22 protein-coding genes and 1 tRNA gene are annotated in these 21,518 nt (G+C 69.9%); 9 read left to right on the top strand and 14 right to left on the bottom strand.

What is annotated here, in order from left to right:
- Positions 1–44 precede the first annotated feature (44 nt).
- Positions 45–117, top strand: a tRNA-Ala gene (locus ACIBA9_RS15105).
- A 145-nt stretch (positions 118–262) separates the two neighbouring features.
- Here ACIBA9_RS15105 and ACIBA9_RS15100 read toward each other — a convergent pair.
- Both ACIBA9_RS15100 and ACIBA9_RS15095 read right to left on the bottom strand, forming a co-directional pair.
- Positions 263–1,873, bottom strand: coding sequence for an NADH-ubiquinone oxidoreductase-F iron-sulfur binding region domain-containing protein (locus tag ACIBA9_RS15100; protein ID WP_399363055.1), 1,611 nt, complete (start codon positions 1,871–1,873; stop codon positions 263–265).
- Positions 1,870–3,186: a cytochrome b/b6 domain-containing protein gene (locus tag ACIBA9_RS15095; RefSeq protein ID WP_399363053.1), complete on the bottom strand. Its 1,317-nt coding sequence runs from the start codon at positions 3,184–3,186 to the stop codon at positions 1,870–1,872. The genes ACIBA9_RS15100 and ACIBA9_RS15095 overlap by 4 nt, the downstream gene beginning before the upstream one ends.
- Before the next feature lie 401 nt (positions 3,187–3,587).
- Here ACIBA9_RS15095 and leuS point away from each other — a divergent pair, with 401 nt between their 5' ends.
- From leuS to ACIBA9_RS15065, 6 genes are all read left to right on the top strand, one after another.
- Entirely contained in the window at positions 3,588–6,470 is a 2,883-nt protein-coding gene (leuS, locus tag ACIBA9_RS15090) for a leucine--tRNA ligase (protein WP_399363051.1), read from the top strand.
- 251 nt (positions 6,471–6,721) lie between these two features.
- A complete protein-coding gene (locus ACIBA9_RS15085) occupies positions 6,722–7,462 on the top strand; it encodes a hypothetical protein (protein ID WP_399363049.1) in 741 nt (246 codons plus the stop codon).
- A 74-nt stretch (positions 7,463–7,536) separates the two neighbouring features.
- On the top strand, positions 7,537–8,382 hold the full coding sequence (locus ACIBA9_RS15080) for a DegV family protein (RefSeq protein ID WP_399363047.1): 846 nt from the start codon (positions 7,537–7,539) through the stop codon (positions 8,380–8,382).
- A 582-nt stretch (positions 8,383–8,964) separates the two neighbouring features.
- Positions 8,965–9,858: a helix-hairpin-helix domain-containing protein gene (locus ACIBA9_RS15075; protein WP_399363605.1), complete on the top strand. Its 894-nt coding sequence runs from the start codon at positions 8,965–8,967 to the stop codon at positions 9,856–9,858.
- The gene (locus ACIBA9_RS15070) at positions 9,855–12,518 is read left to right on the top strand and encodes a ComEC/Rec2 family competence protein (RefSeq protein WP_399363045.1); all 2,664 of its coding nucleotides are present in this window, start codon (positions 9,855–9,857) and stop codon (positions 12,516–12,518) included. Before ACIBA9_RS15075 ends, ACIBA9_RS15070 begins: the two co-directional genes overlap by 4 nt.
- Positions 12,519–12,570: 52 nt before the next feature.
- The gene (locus ACIBA9_RS15065; protein ID WP_399363043.1) at positions 12,571–12,813 is read left to right on the top strand and encodes a hypothetical protein; all 243 of its coding nucleotides are present in this window, start codon (positions 12,571–12,573) and stop codon (positions 12,811–12,813) included.
- A 120-nt stretch (positions 12,814–12,933) separates the two neighbouring features.
- Here the strand turns inward: ACIBA9_RS15065 and ACIBA9_RS15060 are convergent, their stop codons facing one another.
- From ACIBA9_RS15060 to ACIBA9_RS15045, 4 genes are read right to left on the bottom strand one after another with little or no spacing between them, the layout of a single operon-like run.
- A complete protein-coding gene (locus ACIBA9_RS15060; protein WP_399363041.1) occupies positions 12,934–13,116 on the bottom strand; it encodes a hypothetical protein in 183 nt (60 codons plus the stop codon).
- Between the two features lie 8 nt (positions 13,117–13,124).
- The gene (locus ACIBA9_RS15055; RefSeq protein ID WP_399363039.1) at positions 13,125–13,313 is read right to left on the bottom strand and encodes a hypothetical protein; all 189 of its coding nucleotides are present in this window, start codon (positions 13,311–13,313) and stop codon (positions 13,125–13,127) included.
- Entirely contained in the window at positions 13,310–13,432 is a 123-nt protein-coding gene (locus ACIBA9_RS15050) for a hypothetical protein (RefSeq protein WP_399363037.1), read from the bottom strand. The genes ACIBA9_RS15055 and ACIBA9_RS15050 overlap by 4 nt, the downstream gene beginning before the upstream one ends.
- A complete protein-coding gene (locus tag ACIBA9_RS15045; RefSeq protein WP_399363035.1) occupies positions 13,429–13,782 on the bottom strand; it encodes a hypothetical protein in 354 nt (117 codons plus the stop codon). The genes ACIBA9_RS15050 and ACIBA9_RS15045 overlap by 4 nt, the downstream gene beginning before the upstream one ends.
- A gap of 146 nt (positions 13,783–13,928) precedes the next feature.
- Here ACIBA9_RS15045 and ACIBA9_RS15040 point away from each other — a divergent pair, with 146 nt between their 5' ends.
- Together ACIBA9_RS15040 and ACIBA9_RS15035 are read left to right on the top strand one after the other, a co-directional pair.
- The gene (locus tag ACIBA9_RS15040) at positions 13,929–14,681 is read left to right on the top strand and encodes a GntR family transcriptional regulator (RefSeq protein WP_399363033.1); all 753 of its coding nucleotides are present in this window, start codon (positions 13,929–13,931) and stop codon (positions 14,679–14,681) included.
- 135 nt (positions 14,682–14,816) lie between these two features.
- Positions 14,817–15,287, top strand: coding sequence for a DUF4429 domain-containing protein (locus tag ACIBA9_RS15035; protein WP_399363031.1), 471 nt, complete (start codon positions 14,817–14,819; stop codon positions 15,285–15,287).
- A gap of 80 nt (positions 15,288–15,367) precedes the next feature.
- Here ACIBA9_RS15035 and ACIBA9_RS15030 read toward each other — a convergent pair whose 3' ends face one another.
- The 8 genes from ACIBA9_RS15030 to ACIBA9_RS14995 form a co-directional block, all read right to left on the bottom strand.
- Positions 15,368–16,153, bottom strand: a complete 786-nt coding sequence (locus ACIBA9_RS15030; protein WP_399363029.1) for a peptidoglycan-binding protein — start codon at positions 16,151–16,153, stop codon at positions 15,368–15,370.
- Positions 16,154–16,242: 89 nt separating this feature from the next.
- Entirely contained in the window at positions 16,243–16,560 is a 318-nt protein-coding gene (locus ACIBA9_RS15025; protein WP_399363027.1) for a hypothetical protein, read from the bottom strand.
- 16 nt (positions 16,561–16,576) lie between these two features.
- A complete protein-coding gene (locus tag ACIBA9_RS15020; RefSeq protein WP_399363026.1) occupies positions 16,577–16,744 on the bottom strand; it encodes a hypothetical protein in 168 nt (55 codons plus the stop codon).
- A 53-nt stretch (positions 16,745–16,797) separates the two neighbouring features.
- On the bottom strand, positions 16,798–17,136 hold the full coding sequence (locus ACIBA9_RS15015) for a hypothetical protein (RefSeq protein ID WP_399363024.1): 339 nt from the start codon (positions 17,134–17,136) through the stop codon (positions 16,798–16,800).
- Between the two features lie 126 nt (positions 17,137–17,262).
- The gene (locus ACIBA9_RS15010) at positions 17,263–18,156 is read right to left on the bottom strand and encodes a hypothetical protein (RefSeq protein WP_399363022.1); all 894 of its coding nucleotides are present in this window, start codon (positions 18,154–18,156) and stop codon (positions 17,263–17,265) included.
- 94 nt (positions 18,157–18,250) lie between these two features.
- A complete protein-coding gene (locus tag ACIBA9_RS15005) occupies positions 18,251–19,180 on the bottom strand; it encodes a hypothetical protein (protein WP_399363020.1) in 930 nt (309 codons plus the stop codon).
- A 134-nt stretch (positions 19,181–19,314) separates the two neighbouring features.
- Entirely contained in the window at positions 19,315–20,457 is a 1,143-nt protein-coding gene (locus tag ACIBA9_RS15000; protein ID WP_399363018.1) for a hypothetical protein, read from the bottom strand.
- A gap of 28 nt (positions 20,458–20,485) precedes the next feature.
- Positions 20,486–21,508 (bottom strand): hypothetical protein, encoded by a 1,023-nt coding sequence (locus tag ACIBA9_RS14995; RefSeq protein WP_399363016.1) that lies wholly within the window; start codon positions 21,506–21,508, stop codon positions 20,486–20,488.
- Positions 21,509–21,518: the final 10 nt, after the last annotated feature.

The following is a 21,518-nucleotide window of genomic DNA, read 5'->3' as shown; positions in this document are numbered from 1 at the left end:
AATGTTGGCTTCGCCGCCGGGGGAACCCGGGCGGACCAAAGCAAGGGGCTATAGCTCAGTTGGTAGAGCGCCTGCATGGCATGCAGGAGGTCAGGAGTTCAATTCTCCTTAGCTCCACAGAATTCGAAGGCGGACCATTCCATGAATGGTCCGCCTTCGGCGTGTTGTACACCGTGCGGCGAACCGGCAGCCCGGCTCGCGGGCGCGCTCCCGGACGAGGGACGGCGGGTCACCCGGACCGGTGACCCGCCGTCCCTCGTACTCAGCGTCCGAGCGCGCGCCGCCCGCGGCCCTGGGACAGCACCGGCAGGTTGCGCGAGGGTGCCTGCCCGCGCGTGTCCTCCTCCACGCGCAGCGCGAGCGCCGGGCAGCGGCGCACCGCGCGCAGCGCCTTCGCCTCCGCGTACCGCGGCACCTGCGCCTGCGCCACGGTCGGGAAGCCGTCCGCGCCCAGCTCGAAGACCTCCGGGAGGATGTCGGCGCACAGGCCGTGCCCCCGGCACAGCGTCCAGTCGACGTAGATCTTCTGGCGGCTGCCGCCGGCCTCCTCGGGCTCCGCGCCGCTCGTGATGCCCGTAGGCGTCCTGCCTCCCTCGAAGAGCGGCAGGACGCCCTCCACGGGCCGTCCGCAGCCGTTTCCGAGGACATGGGCGGCCAGGTCGTCGGTGAACGCCTTGATGGTCGACTCCAGGAACATCGCGGAGCCGTCCGGGTGCGAACACGCCCCACGCCGCTTGACGTTCTTCGCGACCTGCTTCAGCGCCTCCAGGGCGGCCGGTCCGCCACCGCTCAGGATGTCCTCCAGGCCGCGCGCGGCGGCGGGCAGCCCGAGATAGCAGGGGCCGCACTGGCCGGCGCTCTCCTCGGCCAGCCACTGCGCGACCCGCAGCGACTCGCCCAGCGGGCAGGTCTCCTGGCTGATCGGCAGGATCGCGCCCGCGCCCAGGGAACCGCCCACGGCGTCCAGGGAGTTGCGTGAGACGACCGCCTCGTCGACGGTCGCCGCGTCGATCCACTTGCCGTGGTAGCCGCCGGTCAGCACGCCCTGCGGCACCGGCGGGGCCCCGGCCAGCTGCAGCACGTAGCGCAGCGGCACGCCCGTCGGCACCTCCAGCACCATCGGGCGGGCGACGGCACCGGAGACCGTGAGCATGACGGTGCCCGGCTCGTCGTACAGGCCGGTGTTGCCGTAGCGCTCCGGGCCGATGCGGGCGGCGATGGCCAGCTGCGCGAAGGTCTCCGCGTTCGACAGCAGGGTGGGCGCGCCGCCGACGCCGGTCTGCGAGGCGCTGATCTTGCGGCCGGGCGGGATCGCCGGGCCGCCGTCGATCGAGCGGACCAGTGAGGCGGCGGCGCCGGTGACCATGCGCACCGGATTGCGCTGCACCCACGCGCGCAGCGCCGATCTACGGCTGTTGCTCAGACCCCGCTCGGCGAGCGCGGCCTCCATGGAGCGCTGTGTGGACTCCCGGGTGACGCCGATCACCAGGGTGCGCGCGCCGAGCGCCTCGGCACACAACAGCGCGCCGTCCAGGATGAGGTGCGGAGCACGGTTGATCAGCACGGTGTCCTTGCGGCAGGCGGGTTCGTCCTCGCTGCCGTTGACCACGACGACCGGCCGCACCCCGCGCTTGATCGCCGACTCGGCGACGGAGCGCAGCTTCTTGTGGAAGGGGAAGCCCGCGCCGCCCCGGCCCCTGAGGTTGATGCGTTCGGCGAGCTGGGCGAGCTGTTCCCCGCCCAATGGGTCGAGTGGCCCATGCACCTTCAGGTGCATGGGCAGGTCGAGCCGTTCCATAAGGTCGAAACCCGACGTGAGCTGGGGAAGACCGACCACGCGGACTTCGGGGACGTCGGGCAGGGCCTCGTTCACCTATAGCCTCCGGAAGGCATGTTCCAAGGTTCGCCCGAACCGGGCGCGTCGTACGAGGTGCCGGGGGTTGGTTCGGTGGCGGGACCACTGTTGAACGTGTCACCCGGGTTGTACGCGCCGAAGGGGCCGTTTGTCTCAGTGGTGTCGTACACATCACTTCCGCCGTACCCGGGCGTGCCCGGATTGCCGTAGGCCGGGATGGTGTATCCGGTGTCCTGGAGCGGGTCGTAGGCGGACGGCGGGGCCTCGCCGACCGGCGGCGGGGACGGGACCGGCCAGCTGCCCATGCTGGCGGCCGCGCTGTCCACGCGCGCGATGGCCTCCGTGGCCTGGAGGTCCAACGGGAGGTCCATGCGCGCGGTCTGCTCGGCCTCGAACGGCTGCCGGGGCCGGCCCGGCGTGGAGACCGCGCGGTAGGCGGCCGCGAAGCCCGGGCCGGAATCCGCCGCGGGAGCCGCGGGGCCCGCGGGGGACTGGTAGAGGGGCGCGGAGGAGGAGTTCCGGGCCCGCGCGCGCGAGGACCTCGCCTCCCGCCGGCCCTCGTAGCCCTGCCCGGCCGGACCCGGCCCCGCCGGACCGCCCGCCCGGGAGCGGCTCGCGTCGAGTTCCTCCCGTCCGGGCCGTTCCGAGCTGCCGAACAGCGCCACCAGCCGGTCGGCGACCCTGCGCTTGACCGGGCGGGGGGCGGCGCGCAGCGCGAGGGCGCCCATCACACCGAGCAGGGACAGGCTGTAGAGGATCACGAAGACCGGCTTGGCGGTGCGACCCGCGTAGAGCCCGTGGACGAGCGCCGCGCACCAGGCCGGGTAGGCCAGCATGTGCATGGCGCGCCAGCGGGCGGCGACCGGGGCCGGGGCGGCGAAGTTGCTGCGCAGGGCGCCGGTGATGCCCACGAAGATCATCAGCAGTCCCGCGAGGGAGCCGAGACCGATCAGGCCGCCGATGCCGGTGACGCCGAGCGAGAACGGGATGATCGCGGCGATCAGCTTCGTGTGGCCGAGCGCGATCTTGGCGGTGATGTGCAGCAGCAGGAACGCGATGGAGGCGACCGCGGTCGTCCGGTGCACCGCCTGGCCGATGATCCGCTGGCGGGTGTTGAGGAAGATCCGGTCCTGCGCGAACAGGCCCCAGATCACCGAGCAGCTGAGCGAGACGAGGGAGAGCACGCCCGCGCCGAAGTTCAGGAAGTCGCGGAACTGGCTGCCTCCGACCAGCACGACGACGGGTATGAGCAGCAGGACGACGGCGGACGCCACCCCATAGGCCGAGCGGCCCGGTTTGGGGAGCGAGCTGGTACTACGACGAGGGTTCATGGGGGCAACTCCGAGCAGTTTCGGGAAAGCGGTCCCGCTGCCGAACTCTAAATGGCGCCATACCGATCAGTACGGGGTTTGAGTTATTGCGCTGTTATCAACGGACAATGTGATTGGGGCGACGTCCCTGGGCGGGCGGTGCGCGCGGTAATCCTTGACCTTCGTTCAGTTCCGGCGAGGTTCGTGGCATGTCCACTACTCATACGGAAGCACGTCGCGGCTTGCTCAAGCGCTGCGGTACCCTACCGACATGCGTGCCGTACGCCTTCTGCTTAGCGGGCCGCGCTGATCAGTCCCGACCCCGGTCCAGCCGTGAGGTCGGCATCGGCGCGGCGTCCCCTCCTGTGCGAGGGGATTTTTCGTTTCCGCAGGCAGAGACGATCGATGGAGCTTTGAGGATCATGAGCGAGACGAACCCCGCTGCCGCCGCCGCTACGTCGGCGGAGGCCGCGCCGCACCGCTACACGGCCGCCATGGCGGCCGACATCGAGGCACGCTGGCAGGACTTCTGGGACGCCGACGGCACCTACGCGGCGCCGAACCCCGCGGGCGACCTGGCCGGGGACCCCGAGCTGGTCGCCAGGCCCAAGAAGTTCATCATGGACATGTTCCCCTATCCCTCCGGCGCGGGCCTGCACGTCGGCCACCCGCTGGGCTACATCGCCACCGACGTCTACGCCCGGTTCCAGCGCATGACCGGCCACAACGTCCTGCACACCCTGGGCTTCGACGCCTTCGGCCTGCCCGCCGAGCAGTACGCCGTACAGACCGGCACGCACCCGCGCGTGTCCACCGAAGCCAACATCGAGAACATGAAGGCCCAGCTGCGTCGGCTGGGCCTGGGCCACGACAGGCGCCGGTCCTTCGCCACGATCGACCCGGACTACTACAAGTGGACCCAGTGGATCTTCCTGCAGATCTTCAACTCCTGGTACGACGAGACGGCGGACAGGGCCCGCCCGATCTCCGAGCTGATCGCCCAGTTCGACTCCGGTGAGCGGCCCGTCCCGGGCACCACGCGCGCGTGGAGCGAGCTGAGCGCCGCCGAGCGCTCCGACGTCCTGGGCGCGTACCGCCTGGCCTACGCCTCCGACGCGCCGGTCAACTGGTGCCCCGGCCTGGGTACCGTGCTGGCCAACGAGGAGGTCACCGCCGACGGCCGCTCCGAGCGCGGCAACTTCCCCGTCTTCAAGGCCAAGCTGCGCCAGTGGAACATGCGCATCACCGCCTACGCCGACCGGCTGCTGGGCGACCTGGAGGAGCTGGACTGGCCCGAGGCCATCAAGCTGCAGCAGCGCAACTGGATCGGCCGCAGCGAGGGCGCCCGCGTCGACTTCCCGATCGACGGCGAGCACATCACGGTCTTCACCACCCGCCCGGACACCCTGTTCGGCGCGACCTACATGGTGCTGGCGCCCGAGCACCCGCTGGTCGAGAAGTTCACCCCCGAGGCCTGGCCCGAGGGCACGCACGAGGCGTGGACCGGCGGCCACGCCACCCCCGCCGAGGCCGTCGCCGCCTACCGCGCGCAGGCCGCCTCCAAGTCCGACGTCGAGCGCCAGGCCGAGGCCAAGGACAAGACCGGCGTCTTCACCGGCGCCTTCGCGACGAACCCGGTCAACGGCGAGAAGGTCCCGGTCTTCATCGCCGACTACGTGCTGATGGGCTACGGCACCGGCGCGATCATGGCCGTCCCGGCGCACGACACCCGCGACTTCGCCTTCGCCCGCGCCTTCGAGCTGCCGATCCGCTGCGTCGTCGAGCCGACCGACGGCCGCGGCACGGACACCTCCGCCTGGGACGACGCCTTCGCCTCCTACGACGCGAAGATCGTGAACTCGCACGGCGAGGGCGTCTCCCTGGACGGCCTGGGCGTGGCCGAGGCCAAGGCGCGCATCACCGAGTGGCTGCAGGAGCGGGGCATCGGCGAGGGCACCGTCAACTTCCGGCTGCGTGACTGGCTGTTCAGCCGCCAGCGCTACTGGGGCGAGCCCTTCCCGATCGTCTACGACGAGGACGGCGTCGCCCACGCGCTGCCCGAGTCCATGCTGCCGCTGGAGCTGCCGGAGGTCGAGGACTACAGCCCGCGCACCTTCGACCCGGACGACGCGGACACCCAGCCCGAGACGCCGCTGTCGCGCAACGAGGACTGGGTCAACGTCACCCTGGACCTGGGCGACGGACCGAAGAACTATCGGCGCGAGACCAACACCATGCCCAACTGGGCCGGTTCCTGCTGGTACGAGTACCGCTACCTGGACCCGCACAACGACAGCAAGCTGGTCGACCCGGAGATCGAGCGGTACTGGATGGGCCCGCGCGAGGGCCGGCCGCACGGCGGCGTCGACCTGTACGTCGGCGGTGCCGAGCACGCCGTCCTGCACCTGCTGTACGCGCGCTTCTGGTCCAAGGTCCTGTTCGACCTGGGGCACGTCTCCTCCGCCGAGCCGTTCCACAAGCTGTTCAACCAGGGCATGATCCAGGCCTACGTCTACCGCGACAGTCGCGGTATCGCGGTGTCGGCCGCCGAGGTGGAGGAGCGCGACGGCGCCCACTACCACCAGGGCGAGAAGGTCAGCCGCCTGCTGGGCAAGATGGGCAAGTCCCTGAAGAACGCGGTGACCCCCGACGAGATCGCCGCCGAGTACGGTGCCGACACGCTGCGCCTGTACGAGATGGCCATGGGCCCGCTGGACGTCTCCCGCCCGTGGGACACGCGCGCGGTGGTCGGCCAGTTCCGGCTGCTGCAGCGGCTGTGGCGCAACATCGTCGACGAGAACACCGGCCAGGTCACCGTCACCGACGCCGAGCCCGACGAGGAGACCCTGCGCGCGCTGCACAAGGCGATCGACGGCGTCCGCCAGGACCTGGAGGGCCTGCGCTGCAACACCGCCATCGCCAAGGTCACCGAACTGAACAACCACCTGACCAAGGCCGGCGGCGCCCTGCCGCGCTCCGTGGCCGAGCCGCTGGTGCTGATGATCGCCCCGCTGGCCCCGCACATCGCCGAAGAGCTGTGGCGCAGCCTGGGCCACACCGACTCGGTCGTCCACCAGGACTTCCCGGTCGCCGACCCGGGTTACGTGGTCGACGAGACCGTGACCTGCGTCGTGCAGATCAAGGGCAAGGTCAAGGCCCGTCTGAAGGTGGCGCCGGGCATCTCCGAGGAGGAGCTGGAGAAGGTGGCGCTGTCCGACGAGAAGGTCGTCGCGGCACTGGACGGCGCGGGCATCCGCAAGGTGATCGTGCGGGCGCCGAAGCTGGTGAACATCGTTCCGGCGTAGCCGGCGGACAGCAGGCGAGGCCGGTGGTCGTCGTTCCGGCGTAGCCGGCGGACAGCAGGCGAGGCCGGTGGTCGTCGTTCCGGTGTGGGCGGCGGCTGCCGGTCCTGCCCGGCGTCGGGGTGGCCCCCTACGGGTAGGTTCAGGGTGCTTTCCCGGGTAGGTTCGGGGTTCCTCCGGAACCCCGGGCCCGCCTGCCGCGTTTACCGTGGAGAGCACAGCGGCTCGTGCCGTGCCGTCCCAGGAGGAGCGCCGTGGAAACAGTGATCGCCGTCTTCGCCCTCCTCTTCCTGCTCCTCATCGGCCTGGGCGTCTACGCCACGGTCAAGGCGGTGGGCGCCGCCAGACGCGGGGTGGACCGGACGATCACGCAGGCCCGGCGCACGGTCGAGGACCACACCCTGCGCGCCAAGTCCTTCGCCCAGCCCGGCCCGGCCGGTGAGATCGCCCAGCTGCGGCTCGCGCTGCGCACCTCCATGCGCGCCACTCAGGACGCGCTGCACGCGGGCGCCGCCGAGGACGAGTCCCTGAAGGAATCGATCGGCCTGTTCGACCGGCTCAGCGTGCACGGCCGCGAACTCGACGCGGACCTCAAGCGCCTGGAGTCCGAGCCGGACCGGGCCACCCTGGCCGCGCGCCTGCCCGGGCTGCGCGAGCGCACCGAGCGCATCACCCGGTCCGCCGACGCCCTGCGCTGGGCCGTCCGCGACCGGGCCCGCCGCTTCGCCGACGACGACCTGGGCTCGCTCACCGCTCAGATCGGCATCGAGGCGGACGCCCTGCGCCACTGGACCCGGGCCGACAACGCCGGCACGCCCCCGCCGTCGCAGGAGGCCCCGGCCGCCGGAGAGGGCCCGGGAGTACGGCAGGACCGGAGGCGGCGGACACCGGGTCCCCGCACAGCCGGGGAACCGGCTCCCCAGGCGATCGCCTCGCCTCCGTCGCGCCCCGCGTACCCCTGGCAGAAGAAGCCCCGCCCCGAGAGCACCACCTGACCGGCGAGCGGCCCGGGCCGCCACCGCGGGGGCCGGGCTGCCACGCCCGCACTACGGCAGGTAACCTCCAGCTCATGTCCCGCCATGTCGCGATCGTTACCGATTCAACGGCCTACCTGCCGCCCCGGACGATGGAGCGTCACGGCATCACGGCGGTGCCCCTGACCGTGGTCCTCGGCGACCGGGCCCTGGAAGAGGGCACCGAGATCTCCACGCGCTCGCTGGCCCAGGCACTGCAGAAGCGGCGTTCCGTCACCACCTCCCGCCCCAGCCCCCAGGTCTTCGCCGAGACCTATCGCAGGGTCGCCGAGTCCGGCGCGAGCGGCATCGTCTCCCTGCACCTGTCCGCCGAGCTGTCCGGCACCTACGACGCGGCGGTCCTCGCGGCCCGCGAGGCACCGGTGCCCGTGCGGGTGGTGGACACCGGGATGGTCGCGATGGCGCTCGGTTTCTGCGCGGTGTCGGCGGCGGAAGCGGCGGAGGTCGGCGGCGCGGTGGACGAGGCCGTCACGGCCGCCGAGAAACGGGCCGCGGGCACGTCGGCCTACTTCTACGTCGACACCCTCGACTATCTACGCCGTGGCGGCCGCATCGGAACCGCCCAGGCTCTCCTCGGCTCCGCGCTCGCCGTCAAGCCCCTGCTCCAGCTGGAGGGCGGCCGCATCGAGCTGCTCGAGAAGGTCCGCACGGCGTCCAAGGCGATCGCCCGGCTGGAGGAGATCGCCGCCGAGCGGGCGGCCGGCGCGAAGGTCGACATCGCCGTCCACCACCTGGCCGCCCACGACCGCGCGGGCGCCCTGGCCGACCGGCTTCGAGCACGGGTCCCGGGCCTGGGCGAGCTGCATGTCAGCGAGGTCGGAGCGGTGATCGGCGCGCACACGGGGCCGGGGCTGCTGGGCGTGGTGGTCTCCCCCCGCTGACGAGCAATCGGCGGCCTCACCACCCGCATCACCCGTTCGAGTGGCGGAGTTTTCCACAACGGGGCGGTTTTCCCCGGAAATCGAGCAAGATCATCCCGAGTCGGCGAGATGTCTCATCCTCGTCGCATGACTCTTCGATCGCGCCCTCGCACAGCCACACCGACCAGCGGCCCCGGCCGAGGACCGGCCTCCGACGGCCGCGTCCGCGACCGCCGTGGCACCGAGTACCGCCATGGCGCCGAACACCGCCGCGCCCGGCGCCGCTCGCCCGCCGCGGCGGGGGAGCTGGCCCGGCGGGCGGAACTCCTCTTCGGCGAACGAGCGGTGCGGCGCCGGGAGTCGGGGACCGGACCACCGGACGGAGTCGAAGTCGAAGTAGGTGGCGGAGTCGGACTCGGAGTCGGCGGCGGAGCCGGAGACGCGAGCGCGGACACGGGTTCGGCGTCGGAGACGAGGCCGGTTCCTGCCTCCGCTTCTGCTTCGGCGACGAGTCCGGTTCCTGCCTCCGCTTCTGCTCCGCCCTCGGAGACGGCCACGACCCCGGCGAAGGCCACGACCTCGGCGATGGCGGTGGCGACGGGGATGGTGTCGGCGACGGTCACGGATTCGGCGTCTCGGCTTGGCCCGGTGCGGTGGCCAACTGCGGCTGTTCCGGGTCCGATCGTGGCCGCGGAACCCGAACCGGCCGCACCGGCCGCCTTTTCACTCCCTCCAGCCTCCTCCCCGTCGCCGGCCTCCTGCTCCTCGCAGCCGAAGACCTCGGCCGGACCGGACTGGCGGGAGCGGGCCGGGCTGGCGCTGCGCGAGCGCATGCCGCTGTGGTTGCAGGCGCGGTGCGGGGTGGAACGGCGGGGGGTCGTGGCGCTCGTCGCCGTGCTCGTGGTGGCGGCCGTCTTCGCGGCGCTGCACTTCTGGACCGGCCGCACCCAGTCCGTGAGCGCCCCGCGAGTGGTGCGTGCCGAGGCGTCCTACACCGAGCGGCACGCTGGCGCGAAGGCCGGTGCGACCGTGGGTGCCTCGGCGGCGCCGCGCGGGGGGATCGTGGTGGACGTCGGCGGCAAGGTCAGGAAGCCGGGCGTCCGGCGGCTGCCGGCCGGTTCCCGGGTGGCCGACGCGTTGCGGGCTGCGGGGGGTGTCCGACCGGGCGTGAACACCGAGGGCCTCAACCGCGCCCGCTTCCTGGTCGACGGCGAACAGATCGTCGTCGGCTCGACGGCCGGTGCCCCGGCTCCACCCGGACCGGCGGGCCAGGGGGTCGCCGGCGGGGCGGGCGCGGGCCCCGGAGCCCCGGTCTCCCTCAACACGGCCACCGAGGACCAGCTCGACGCATTGCCGGGGGTCGGTCCGGTACTGGCCCGGCACATCATCGACTACCGCACTCAGCACGGCGGCTTCCGCTCGGTGAACGAACTCCGTGAGGTGAACGGCATCGGTGACCGCCGCTTCACCGATCTCCGGAACCTGGTGCGGCCATGAGCCCCAAACCGGAGGCAGACACCGACACCGGCGCCGTAGCCGACGGCCGTGAACCGGAGGGGCGGGGGAGTGCGCACACCGACCGGCCGACTCCCCTGGACCTGCGTCTGGTCCCGCCCGCCCTCGCGGCCTGGGCCACCGCGGCCCTGGCACTTGACGCACCGGCGAGCTGGACGGCGGGGATCGCCATCGGCTGCCTGATCGGAGGGGTCTGCCTGTTGCCCGCACGGCGACCGGGAGGAAGCGGCCCGGCGACGGGGCACGAAGGACACAGCGGACACGAGGGAGGCGAAGGGGACAGCCATGGAGTCGGCGACAAAGGAGACGGCAAAGAGGAGGGAGCAGACGGAGAGGGCACACCCGGAAGACCAGTAGGGACGGGAGAGCGCCGCCTCTCCTGGGCCCGGGCCCCGGCCGCCGCCACGCTGCTCTGTGTCGCCGCGGCCGCCGCCTCCGCCGGCCTGCACGGAGCGGATGTGCGGCGCGGGCCGGTGCCCGAGCTGGCCCGGCGGTTCGCGCCCGTGGTCGCCGAGGTCGAGGTGAGCGGTGACCCCTGGCTGAGCCGCCCGAGGGTGCGGGGCGATCACGCGGCACCCGTGGCGGTGCTGATCCGTGCCGAGGTGCGGCGGATTCAGAAGAGCGACGGGACGAGTGTGCGGACACGGACGCCCGTCCTGCTGGTCGTCGACGCGGACGTGCCGGCACCAAAGGGGAGGGCCGTGGGCAGCGTGGATTCCGCGGGGACCCAGGAAACGGTCGGCCGGGAGGGGCCGCCGGGACGGGCCAACGGGCCACCGGTCAAGGGCGTCCGGGGCGCGCCGGGCGGCCGTGCCGCCTGGCTGGGGCTGCTGCCGTCCACCAGGCTGACGGTGGGCGGGCGGCTGGCGCCCGCCCTGACGAGCGGTGACCGGACCGCCGCCGTGCTGCGGGTGCGCGGCCGGCCGGGGCCGCGGATCGTGGCGGGCCCGAACGCGGCACAGCGGCTGGCCGGGCGGCTCAGGGCGGGGCTCCGGGAGGCGACCGACGGACTGGGCGGAGACGCGCGGGCGCTGCTTCCCGGTCTGGTCGTCGGAGACACCTCACGGATCACGCCCGAGTTGGACGACGCCTTCAAGGCGACGGATCTGACCCACACGCTGGCCGTCTCCGGCAGCAACCTGACCATCCTGCTGGCGCTGCTCGTCGGGCCGCCCGGCCTGGCCCTGCTGGCCGAGCGCCGGGGCCTCGCCCCACGCCTGGGGCTCTCCCTGCGGGTGACCGCACTGGCGGCGGGAGCGCTGACGCTGGGATTCGTGATCGTGTGCCGGCCCGACCCCAGTGTGCTGCGGGCCGCGGCCTGTGGTGCGGTCGCTCTGCTCGCCCTGGCCACCGGGCGCCGCAGATCCCTGGTCCCGGCGCTGGCCATGGCGGTGCTGCTGCTGGTGCTGTACGACCCGTGGCTGGCGCGCGGTTACGGCTTCCTGCTGTCCGTGCTGGCCACCGGCGCCCTGCTCCTGCTGGCACCGGGCTGGAGCGAGGCGCTGCGGCGGCGCCGGGTGCCCCCGAGGCTGGCCGAGGCGCTGGGGGCGGCCGCCGCCGCGCAGGCCGTGTGCGCGCCGGTCGTGGCGGTGCTGTCGGCCCGGGTGAGCCTGGTGGCGGTGCCGTGCAATCTGCTGGCGGAGGTGGCGGTGGCACCGGCCACGGTGCTGGGGTTCGCGGCGCTGGTGACGGCGCCGGTGGTGATGCCGGTGGCCAAGGGGCTGGCGTGGTGCGCGAGTTGGCCGACCGGGTGGATCGCCGGCGTCGCCCGGACCGGGGCGGCGCTGCCCGGCGCGGGGATCGACTGGCCGGGAAGCTGGGCGGGAGCGTCGGTTCTCGTGGTGATCACGGTGGGGGTCGTCCTGGCCGGACGGAGGCTGTTGCGGCATCCGCGGTGGTGCGGACTGCTCGGGGTGCTGCTTCTGCTCGTGGTCGTGCGGCCGGTGCCGCTGACCCGGGTGCTGACGGGGTGGCCGCCGCCGGGGTGGCGGTTCGCGATGTGCGATGTCGGACAGGGTGACGCCACCGTGCTGGCGGCCGGTGAGGGAAGCGCGGTGGTCGTGGACGCCGGGCCCGATCCGGCACCGGTCGACCACTGTCTGCGGCAGTTGGGCGTCACCCGCATCCCCCTGCTCGTCCTCACGCACTTCCACGCCGACCATGTGGCGGGCCTGGCCGGTGTGCTGCGGGGCCGTTCGGTGGCCGAGATCGAGACGACGACTTTCGAGGAGCCCGCCGAGCAGGCCGAGTTCGTCAGGAGGGAGGCGGCCGAGCGGCACATCCCGGTCACCCGGGCCGCCGCCGGGGAGGAGCGGAGCACCGGGACGCTGTCCTGGCGCGTCCTGTGGCCTCCGCCGCCCGAGCGGCCACCCCCGGGCGTCCCGGCGGGCCCGGCTGATCCGGCGGGCCCGGGCGCGGGTACGGGACCGGACGGACCGAACGACGCCAGCGTGGCGCTGCTCGTACGCACCGGCGGGCTGCGGATCCTGTTGCTCGGGGACCTCGAACCCCCCGCTCAGCAGGCGCTGCTGAGTTCTCCGGCGGCTGCCGGGCTGGCCGGTGTGGACGTCCTGAAGGTGGCCCACCACAAATTCTTTGGAACACATCTAGTTGAGGGTTTCTGGGCTGTTCGATGGCGGTGATCCCGCCCCGCGCCGATACTGACGACCTTGTAGGTCACCAAGGGGAGGGACTATGGCGCAGGACCCCGTTCCGAAGCACATGACGATCACGCTCGACTTCGACCTTCAGACCGCCGGGTCAACAGTGGGCGAGGCCCGAGTCAGAGCCGCCTACAACGCCGCCGTCGAAGCGGCCCTGGAGGCCGCCAGGGAACATCTGCCAGAGGGCAGCGTCAAAAAGATCACGGCGACACTGGACTGGTCGTACCGCTGGATCGGTGAGGACGAGGTCCGGTACTCGCGAGACGAGGACTGACCACGCGAAGGGCCCCGACCGTCCAGGGACGACCGGGGCCCTTCTGTCGAAGGTCGTGTTCATCGTGTCGGTGACCACCAGCGTGCCGCACACGAATGTGACCGTGAGCAGGGGGAGCCGCTACGACATGAGCCCGTGAGGGACCGTGGAGACGGGCGCGTGCTGGCCCACGAGGACGTCGAGCGCATGGAGGAAGGCCGTGTGGGTTCCGGCGTCGTGAGCGGCCTGGATCACCTCGTCCAGGAACTCGTAGGCCGCCTCGTCGGTCAGGTCGCCCAGCCAGGGGAAGGCGCTGCTGTGCACGGCACTCCTCACGAGCCCGAAGGCGTAGCGCCGGGAGCGGATTCTCCTGCGCGGCGGTGACGACCCGGTTCTTCGAGCAGGTCGTCCCAGCCGAAGTCCGGAGGGTTCCGGAGCAGGGTCACGCCGTGCTCCTCGCAGTAGGCGCCGGTCTCGTCCTCGATCGGGAACTCATGGTCGCCGTGGATGCACATGGTCATCGGGCCTCCCTCAGGGCCTCGCGCAGGACGGCTCCTTCGGCACAGTCCCCCGGGCAGTCCGGACACTCCAGGGCGTGGTCGTAGAGAGCCTTGTAGGCCTCCCGGTACTCGTCTGTCACTGCTCCGTCCTCTCGGTCTTGGAGTCGAGCTGGGCCCACAACCCCTTTCCGTCGGTGTTCAGTCCGGAGAGGGTGGTGAGGCCGTGGACGATGAAGAAGCCGGGACCGTGGCTGTGGTGGAGCTTCAGCTCGACCGAGCCGGCTGCCGTCACCCGAGCGCGTGAGCCTGCCGTGGAGAGGGTCATGCGAACCGTCTCGGTCCCGCTGGCCAGCACGGAGACGAACAGCTCGTTGGCGACCTGCGGGGCATCCGGGTGGCCTAAGCGGGTGTCGACCCACTCTCGAACCTGGCGAGCTTCGGCCGGATGCGCCTTGAATTCTCGGCGCCACGTCTGTCCCGATTCGGACATGCTTGTCCCCCGGTTTCACGGCTTTCTGTGTATCAGATAGCCATTATCTGTTGCACAGATTGGCGGGCGGGGTTGGCGCTGGTCAAGCTCCGGCAGGCAATATGTGTGCGCAGAATGGTGGCGATCACTCGAAACGGTGGTGGGGCATGGAACAGCCGGGGTACCTGCGCATCGCTGCCGACCTGCGGAACCGCATCAACTCCGGCGAGTACCGGATCGGTGATCAGATCCCGACGCTCCCGGCTCTCGCCGAGCGGTACGAGGTCTCCGAGACGACGATCCGCAACGCCCTCGCGCTGCTGCGGAACGAGGGGCTCATCGAGACAAGGGCGCGCGCCGGTACCCGGGTTCGGGAGAGGCCACCGATCCACCGGCTGACGTCGGACCGGTACCGCAACAAGCTGGGCGTGCCGTCGACCCCGTTCACCCGAGATCAGCAGATCGGGTGGAGCGAGTACCGCCTGGACAAGAAGTTCGAGCAGGTGGAGGCCACGCCGGAGCTGGCGTTCCTCTTCGAATGCGAGGTGGGAGAGCCGCTGCTGGCCCGCCACTTCGTCTTCTTCGACAACGACCACCCCCACCAGATGAGCACCTCGTACGTCCGCTGGAGCGACGTGGAGGGGACCCCAGTGGCGGACCCGATCCACGAGCCATGGCCGGGCGGCACGGTGGCCCAGATGGCTACCCTGGGCATCCAAGTGACCCTGATCAGGGAATCCTTCACCTGCGGTATGCCGACGGAGCACGAGGCCAAGACCTTGAAGATCGGCTCCGGTGTGCCCGTGCTCAGGTACACGAGGCGCCACATCGCCCAAGACGGCCGGGTCGTGGAGGTGGCCTCCCCGATCGTCCGCCGGGGCGACACCACCGTGGTCGAGTTCGACATCCCGCTGACCTGATCCAGGGCGCCCGAGGCCATAGATGCATGGGATGGGCATATTTTTGTCACATGTTGGCCTCATGCTCTCCATATCGACGGTCTGGGCTGGCACGATGGCGCCTCCAACAGCAGCATCGCGAGAAGAGAAGGCCACGTGATCGAGGTCAAGGGCAAGACCGGACAGATCCAGTTCGACGGCCAGTACGTAACGATTATCCGCAAGGGATTCCTGGCTCGGTCCATCGTCGGCAAGGGCGAGAAACGCCTTCACATCAGCCAGATCGCCAGCGTCCAGTGGAAGCCCGCCGGGGCTGTCGTCAACGGCTTCATCCAGTTCGGGATCCCTGGCGGTGTCGAGAGGCGGTCCAAGTTCGGCAGTCAGACCCAGGACGCCATCAAGGACGAGAACTCCGTGGTGTTCACCAAGCAGCAGATGCCCGCGTTTGAGGAACTCCGTAAAGCCCTGGACGCCGCTATAGCCCAGCAGCACGCACCGCAGCAGCCGACTGCGGCAGCTCCGTCCGTCGCCGACGAGCTGACGAAGCTCGGGCAGTTGCTACAGCAGGGCATTCTCACCCAGGCCGAGTTCGAGCAGCAGAAGGCGCATCTCCTCGGCGGCCAGTAGCACCCCACAACGCAGAACAGCGCCCCCGACCTCCACACGGGAGATCGGGGGCGCTGGTGTCCTGCCAGAGACACGTCTGTTCAGCCCTTGGGGACCTTCAGTTCCACCCAGCTCGCGTTGCCCGGAGGCCAGGTGGCCGCCGAGCCGGTGAAGCCCAGCTTGCGCTGCCAGGCCTCGTACGAGGCCTTGTCGCCGGAGCCGATGGTGTCCTTGTTGGCGCTGCTCTTGTACTTGTTGCAGCCCACGGCCACCAAGCGGTCGTGCATGCGGGCCACGATCGGGCTCTTCCGACCCATCGTGAACCATGCGGCCCCGGGGAAAGGCTCGTACCGCTTGGCCGGAGGGTTGGCCGGCTCGGTGTCTTTGGGTCGGGGAGCGCCCTTCTGCACCCAGGCGTAGAGCGGGCCTCCGGGGCAGGAGGTGGCGTAGCCGTCACGGTGGCCCAGGATCTCGTCTCCGGCGCCGTGCTGGCGGAGCAGCTCGATGCCGTCCCGGATCGCGCCGAGCATCTCGTCCGTGGGCTCGGTCAGGCCGGAGGATCCCACCAGGCCGACGATGGCGTAGTGCGCGACGTTCAGGGGCTGGTTGCCGTTGGCCCCGGTGCGCTTGCCGATGCCCCGTCCCTCCAGGAGGTAGCCGTGGGGACAGGCGCCGTAGTTGTACGCGATATCGGCGTAGTTCTCCTTCTGGTTGGCCAGGTGGCTCTTGCGTATGGCCTGCCACTCGGCGATGCACGCGGCGTGATCGGTGAGGAGCTTGGTGGAGACCTCGGTCCCCTCGTAGTGGACCTTCACGCCCTTGGTGGAGGTCTGGGTCGGAGCGGCCGAGGCGGGCCATCCGAGCTGGGTTCGGGTCACGAGCTTCATGCGGGGCTCCTCGGGGGTCTGGCGGGCATGAAAAAGCCCCCTCCGGCCAAGGGGGGATGAGACCGGAGGGGGCGGCTTGGGGGGACGGCTCAGGAAGCCGTCGGCGGCCCCTTGGGGTGGTTCCGCAGGAACGCGATGTACGAGAAGAAGCGGACGATCAGCAGGACGTCGATCGCGGCCAGGAGGCCGAGCGCGAAGAGGGCGTCCCACCACACCCCCGCAGGGTGGGCACCGCGGATTGCCAGAAGGGCGAGACTCCGCACATACCAGAGGGCTACGACGATGACCCAGTACGAGGCGTTCACCTCGGTGAGCCGGAAGAAGTACCGGGGCCGGTGGACCGACAGGAAGCCGAGGGCGAAGAGCAGCCCGGCGACCAGTAAGACGTAGAGGGCGATGACGTACACGGGTGACCTCTCCTCATCAGCCGCTGAGCCGGCCCAGGACGACGGACTCGATCCAGTCGCTGTACCGGTTCGCTCTGTTGTGGGCCTTGAGCTGCTCCTTCACCCGGCGGCTCTCGGTGAGCTTGGCCTCCACCTCGGGGCGGTGGGCCTGCGCATCCTGGAGGGACTTCTCGGCGGCCCTCATCGCGGTCTCCGCCTCGGGAGACCCATGGATCTGTCGAGTGAAGGGCCACATGGTCAGACGCTCCCGTGCACTTGAGGCCGATGACCCAGCTCTTCGAGGAGATGGGTCAACGTCTTCCCCTGCTCGACAGCAACATCCCCGCGCTCCTCGGCCTTGGCGAGCTGCTCGCGGGTGAGCTGATGGGCGTCGCGCTCCTTCTCGAAGGCCTCGCGCCACTTGTCGCGGTCGGCCGTGAGGGAGGTCATGACGTACTTCGGGACGATCACGCCGAGGATCAGCAGAACCACGATCAGGCCGACAACGCCGTACTGGGCGAACTGGCCTATCAGCTTGCCGACGTCGGGGCCCGAGTCCTCGGCTGCGGCGAGCCTGAGCAGCTCAGGGAGCAACAAGGGGACCTCCTAGCGGGGTGTGCGCACGAAGATCCGCGCTGTGGGGGGCATGCGAAAGCCCCGGCCGGGGAGCCGGGGCCTTGTGAGGCCTTGATGCCTGTGTTTAGGCCTTCACCAGAGGGGGTCCTAGCTGTCCTCGTGCTGGTCGAAGGTCAGTGTGGGCGCGCTTGGATCGGGGAAAACCTTGCGTAGAGCAGCCATTTCCTCGTAGCCCTCCGCTCGGAAGGTGCACAGGTGGCAGGCGAAACCGTTTGGGGCGTACGTCGTTTTCGTACCTACGCGAGACGTGCGCTCAAAGCGGAGAATCGCAGGGCCGGTACAGGCGGGGCAGGCGCCTCCGGAAACCAGCATGGCCGGGTTGCCGTTGCTTGTGATGTCCAAGGGGGTGGACAGCACCTCATCCAGGGTCGGGCCAGGTGGTGCCAGGGCATGCTGCTTGACGTGGTCGGGCAGTCCCTTGAAACGATCATCGAAGGCGTGCCGGGCGTGAGTCATTCGGAGTCGCATGTCCCGAGCGACCTGGTCCTCCTGCTCATTCACGGCGGCATAGACAACATCTGTCCACCGGTCCCAGAAGGTCACCAGCTTCTCGCCGAGGTGATCAAGCAGTACCTGGATGGTGCGGGCAAAGGGCAAGACCATCTCTTTGGCCTTGTCGCCGTTGCTGGAGGCGTGAGCAGCACCGTTGCGCATCTCGATCAGAAGGTCGAGATCGCTATCCGCTCCCAGCACACCGATCCTTCTGAGCCGGGCGACAGCGTCCTTAGCCCCGACGGTTCGGACCTTCTCCATGGGGAGCGGAAGATCACCACCGAAATGCAGCAGCATGTCCGCGCTACGTATCTCGGCGATGTAGATCGGGTTCTTGGAGAAGAGCGTGGCCTTGGCGAGGTGCTCGACGGACACGCCAGCGTGGAGCGCGAACTCGGAGTAGTCCCCTCGACCGTGATCACCCATGGCGAGGTGAGCGGCCTTCTTCGCGCTCCCGAAGAAACTCTCGAACGAGAGCGAATCGTCCATGGATGGACGGTAACTGCCCCTGTACTGCAGGCGCGATTGAATTGAGACACCCGGCCTGGCGGGGGAGCTAGGGCGTCTGAGGGGACCGATCGGGTCAGCCGTCGAAGTCATCATCGACCTCCGGCTGGGGAGACCAGAGGAACTCCTCGACGTCTGTGAGCAACCTGGCTCCGGACTCGTCCACCAGAGGGATGCTGTTCGGTATGCCTGCTGCCTGCATCTCGTTCGGGTTCAGGGAGAACCGACAGACGAAGCACAGGAGACCCTCGGGAGAGGACTGTGCGGGTTCACCGTACGTGATGCGGTTTGGGGGCCCTGTGGTGACGACGGCGGTGTGCCCGCAGGCGGGACACTTCCAAGGGACGAAGGCCTTGAGCGGGCGCTCATCGGCGATCTGAAGCCCGTAGTCCAACTGTGGTCGTGTCGCCACGAAGCTGTCCAAGGCCTCCTGCGGCAGGTCCTCGAAGCGCTTCTTGAGTAGGCGCCGTGCCTGCTCGATCCGCCGTGCAATGTCCCGCTCCACCTTCTCCTGGGCGTCATTGAGTGTAATGCCCACGAGAACGGACCAGGAGCCCCAGTAATGCTCTTGATTCAAGGCCAGGTGGTCCAGCAACTGGTTGGTCACCCGACAGAAGACGGTGAGGGCGTCGAATGCCTCATCGACCGGCGCCATCAGATGCGCCACACCGTTGCGCAGCTCGATCAGCCCGTCCAGGTCCGGGTCACGCTGAGGCAGTACTGCCATGGCCCGGAGGCGGTCGATGGCCTGGCCGGCTCCCACCGTCCTGAGCTTGGTTGCCTGGCGAACTCCGGTGAGGTGGAAGAGGGTGTCGTCCTTGCCCTTCATCTCCATCAGGAGGAAGGGGCTCTTCTTCACCAGTGCGGCTTTGGCCAGTCGTTCGATGCTTACCCCGGCGTGGAGGAGGAAGACCTCTTGGTCTTCCAGGCCATGGGCCTCCAATGCCGACCGGGCGAACCGCCGCGCACCGTCAAACAGGCTCGTGAAGGAGACCGCACCGTCCATACCGACACAGTAACTTCCCCTGTAGTACAGGGGCGGTCGAATTCATGGACCCGTCCCCAGGGCGAACCACACCCAGGAACTCCCGCCGGCCAGGGGACACCTTGGGATCCCACGGTGCCGGGGTCGCAAGCTGATCAGGCGACGCGGGTGAGCTGGAGATACGAGTTCGTCCTCACGATGGTGGCGGTCGTGTCGGAGGCGTTCTGAGCCCACCGGAACTGCACGTTGCCCGCCGTGGATGAGGTCACCACCGTGGCCCAGATCTGGAAGGCGACCTGGGTGGTGCCGCCCGGAGCCGAGTACGTGTCCGCGTCTGAGTGCAGCCCGGAGGCGCCTGTCTGATCGGACCAGCGGAGCACCGTGCCGGAGGGGACGGTCCAGTCGAACTTGATGTCTCCCGTGGTCCCGCCCGAGAAGACGCCCATCAGAAACAGGGTGTACGTCGCACTGACCACCACCGGCAGCACGAGCTGACTGTCGTTCGTCAAGGTCGTGGACGAGGTGATGGACTGGTCCGATGTCTTACGGGCGAACAGGGTCCGGCCCACGCCGGTCACGCTGAGGTTGCCGGAGACGGTGAGGTTGCCGGAGACCGTGCCGCCCGAGGCGGGCAGCGCGCCGACGTCGGGGGCGCTCAGAACAACAGCGCCGGTCTTGGTGTTGACCGAGGTGACCGGCACTGCCGCGTCCACGTACGCCTTCGTCGCGGCGTGCAGGGGCGAGGCGGGCGGTCCGGACAGGGCCAGAGCACCCGAGAGCGTGCCGCCCGACAACGGAAGGAAGTGGCTGTCGGCGTAGGCCCGGTCGCCGTGAGGGTCGCCGGCTGCCGTGTGCGCCGAGACGGCCCCGCTCGCCGCGGTGGCCGCACTGCTGTCGACATACGCCTTGGTGCTCGCTTCGGTAGGGCCTGATGGGCTCCCCTGAAGGACCAGGGGACCCTGCATGGCGCCGCCGGTGAGTTCGAGCTTGTTGGCCTCAAGGTCTGCGATCGAGTCCCCGAGATCGGTCGCCTGCATCAGAACCCGATAGCCGGTGAGGCCGAAATCCAGGTACAGGGTGGTGATCCCGTCGGGACCGAAGAACCCGACTACAGAGTTGGCATCCGAGGTGACGGAGGTGATCGGGGCCCCCGCCAAGTCGGTCAGGTCGGTGATATGGGTACCGCCGGTGTAGGCGTCCCAGACGGTTCCAACGGATCCCGGCCGGAGCTTCAGGTCCTCGCCCACCTGCTCGGCGGTGACGTCCGCAGGGGAGAGGCCGAACAAATGACGGGCCATGGCCCCTCCTTGGTTCTGGGTGTGGGGGTCAGGCGATCTCGTACGTGCCGGTGATGGTCATGCAGTCGCCGTCACGGAAGTTGATCGGGTAGTTGGTCTGCCAGTTCGTGACCTCGGGGTGGCTGACGCCGAACTGGCCGCCGTCGGCCAGGGGGAACCGGATCCGACTGATCTTGTTGGCGCCTTCGGAGGGGAAGGCCGCGGCCGTACCGATGGCGGCGTTCTCACCGTTGGCGGAGGTCATGTTCACGTGGAACAGATCGCGTGTGGATCCCTGAGCGGGGAACGGGAGAGTGACGTTGATCGGGTCGTCGTAGGCCGGAGGGTTGCCGGTCGGGATGATCTGGATCTTGACCCAGTAGAGGTTGCCCGAGAGCCGCTTGTACCGGCCGATGTTCTGGCTGCCCGTGCCCCAGTTGATCGTCGTGGAGCCGGCCGTCCACACCGGGGTGTAGGTCTTGGCCGCCAGGGGCTCGGCGGTCCCGAGGAAGTTCCAGCTTGTCCCGTCGCCGAGGTACAGGTCCGTGCCGTTGTCGATGTGGAGCTGACCCCGCACCGGAGGACGGCGGTATGCGGAGCTGCCGAAGACCGCAGGGCGGCCTACGAACCAGCGGACGTCCGTGACCCCCGACGGCGGCACGACAGAAGCTCCAGCGGCCACAGTGATTCGCGCGAGGGGTATCTCCCAGGTGCCGTTGAGGGTCTGTGTCAGTGACGGGAAGCTCGTGCCGCCCGTCTTGTACTGCACCGTGGTGGAGTCGGCCGAAGGGTCGCGCCGTAGGACGATCAGGTCGTTGCGGGTCGACGTGCCGCCGGAGTTGGTGGGGACGTTGACGTTCAGCGCTGCGCTGTTGCCGTAGTACGTCCCTTGGATCACGGCCTCACCAGCGGCGACCGAGACGGTGGAGGCGTTCGAGGCGGTGACCTTCAATCCCGAGCCGCTCTCGCTCGTTTCGAAGACGCCATCCACCTGGAACATCCGGAAGTAGCTCGACCACTGGTCCTCGGTGGTGATCTGCGAGGAGCCGAAGGGGAAGCTGCTCTGGGCCATGGAAGCCTCC

It is taken from the genome of Streptomyces sp. NPDC051452 (assembly GCF_044454765.1).
Classification (GTDB): domain Bacteria; phylum Actinomycetota; class Actinomycetes; order Streptomycetales; family Streptomycetaceae; genus Streptomyces.
Note: the sequence above shows the minus strand (reverse complement) of the source record. Positions and strands in the feature narration are given on the sequence as shown.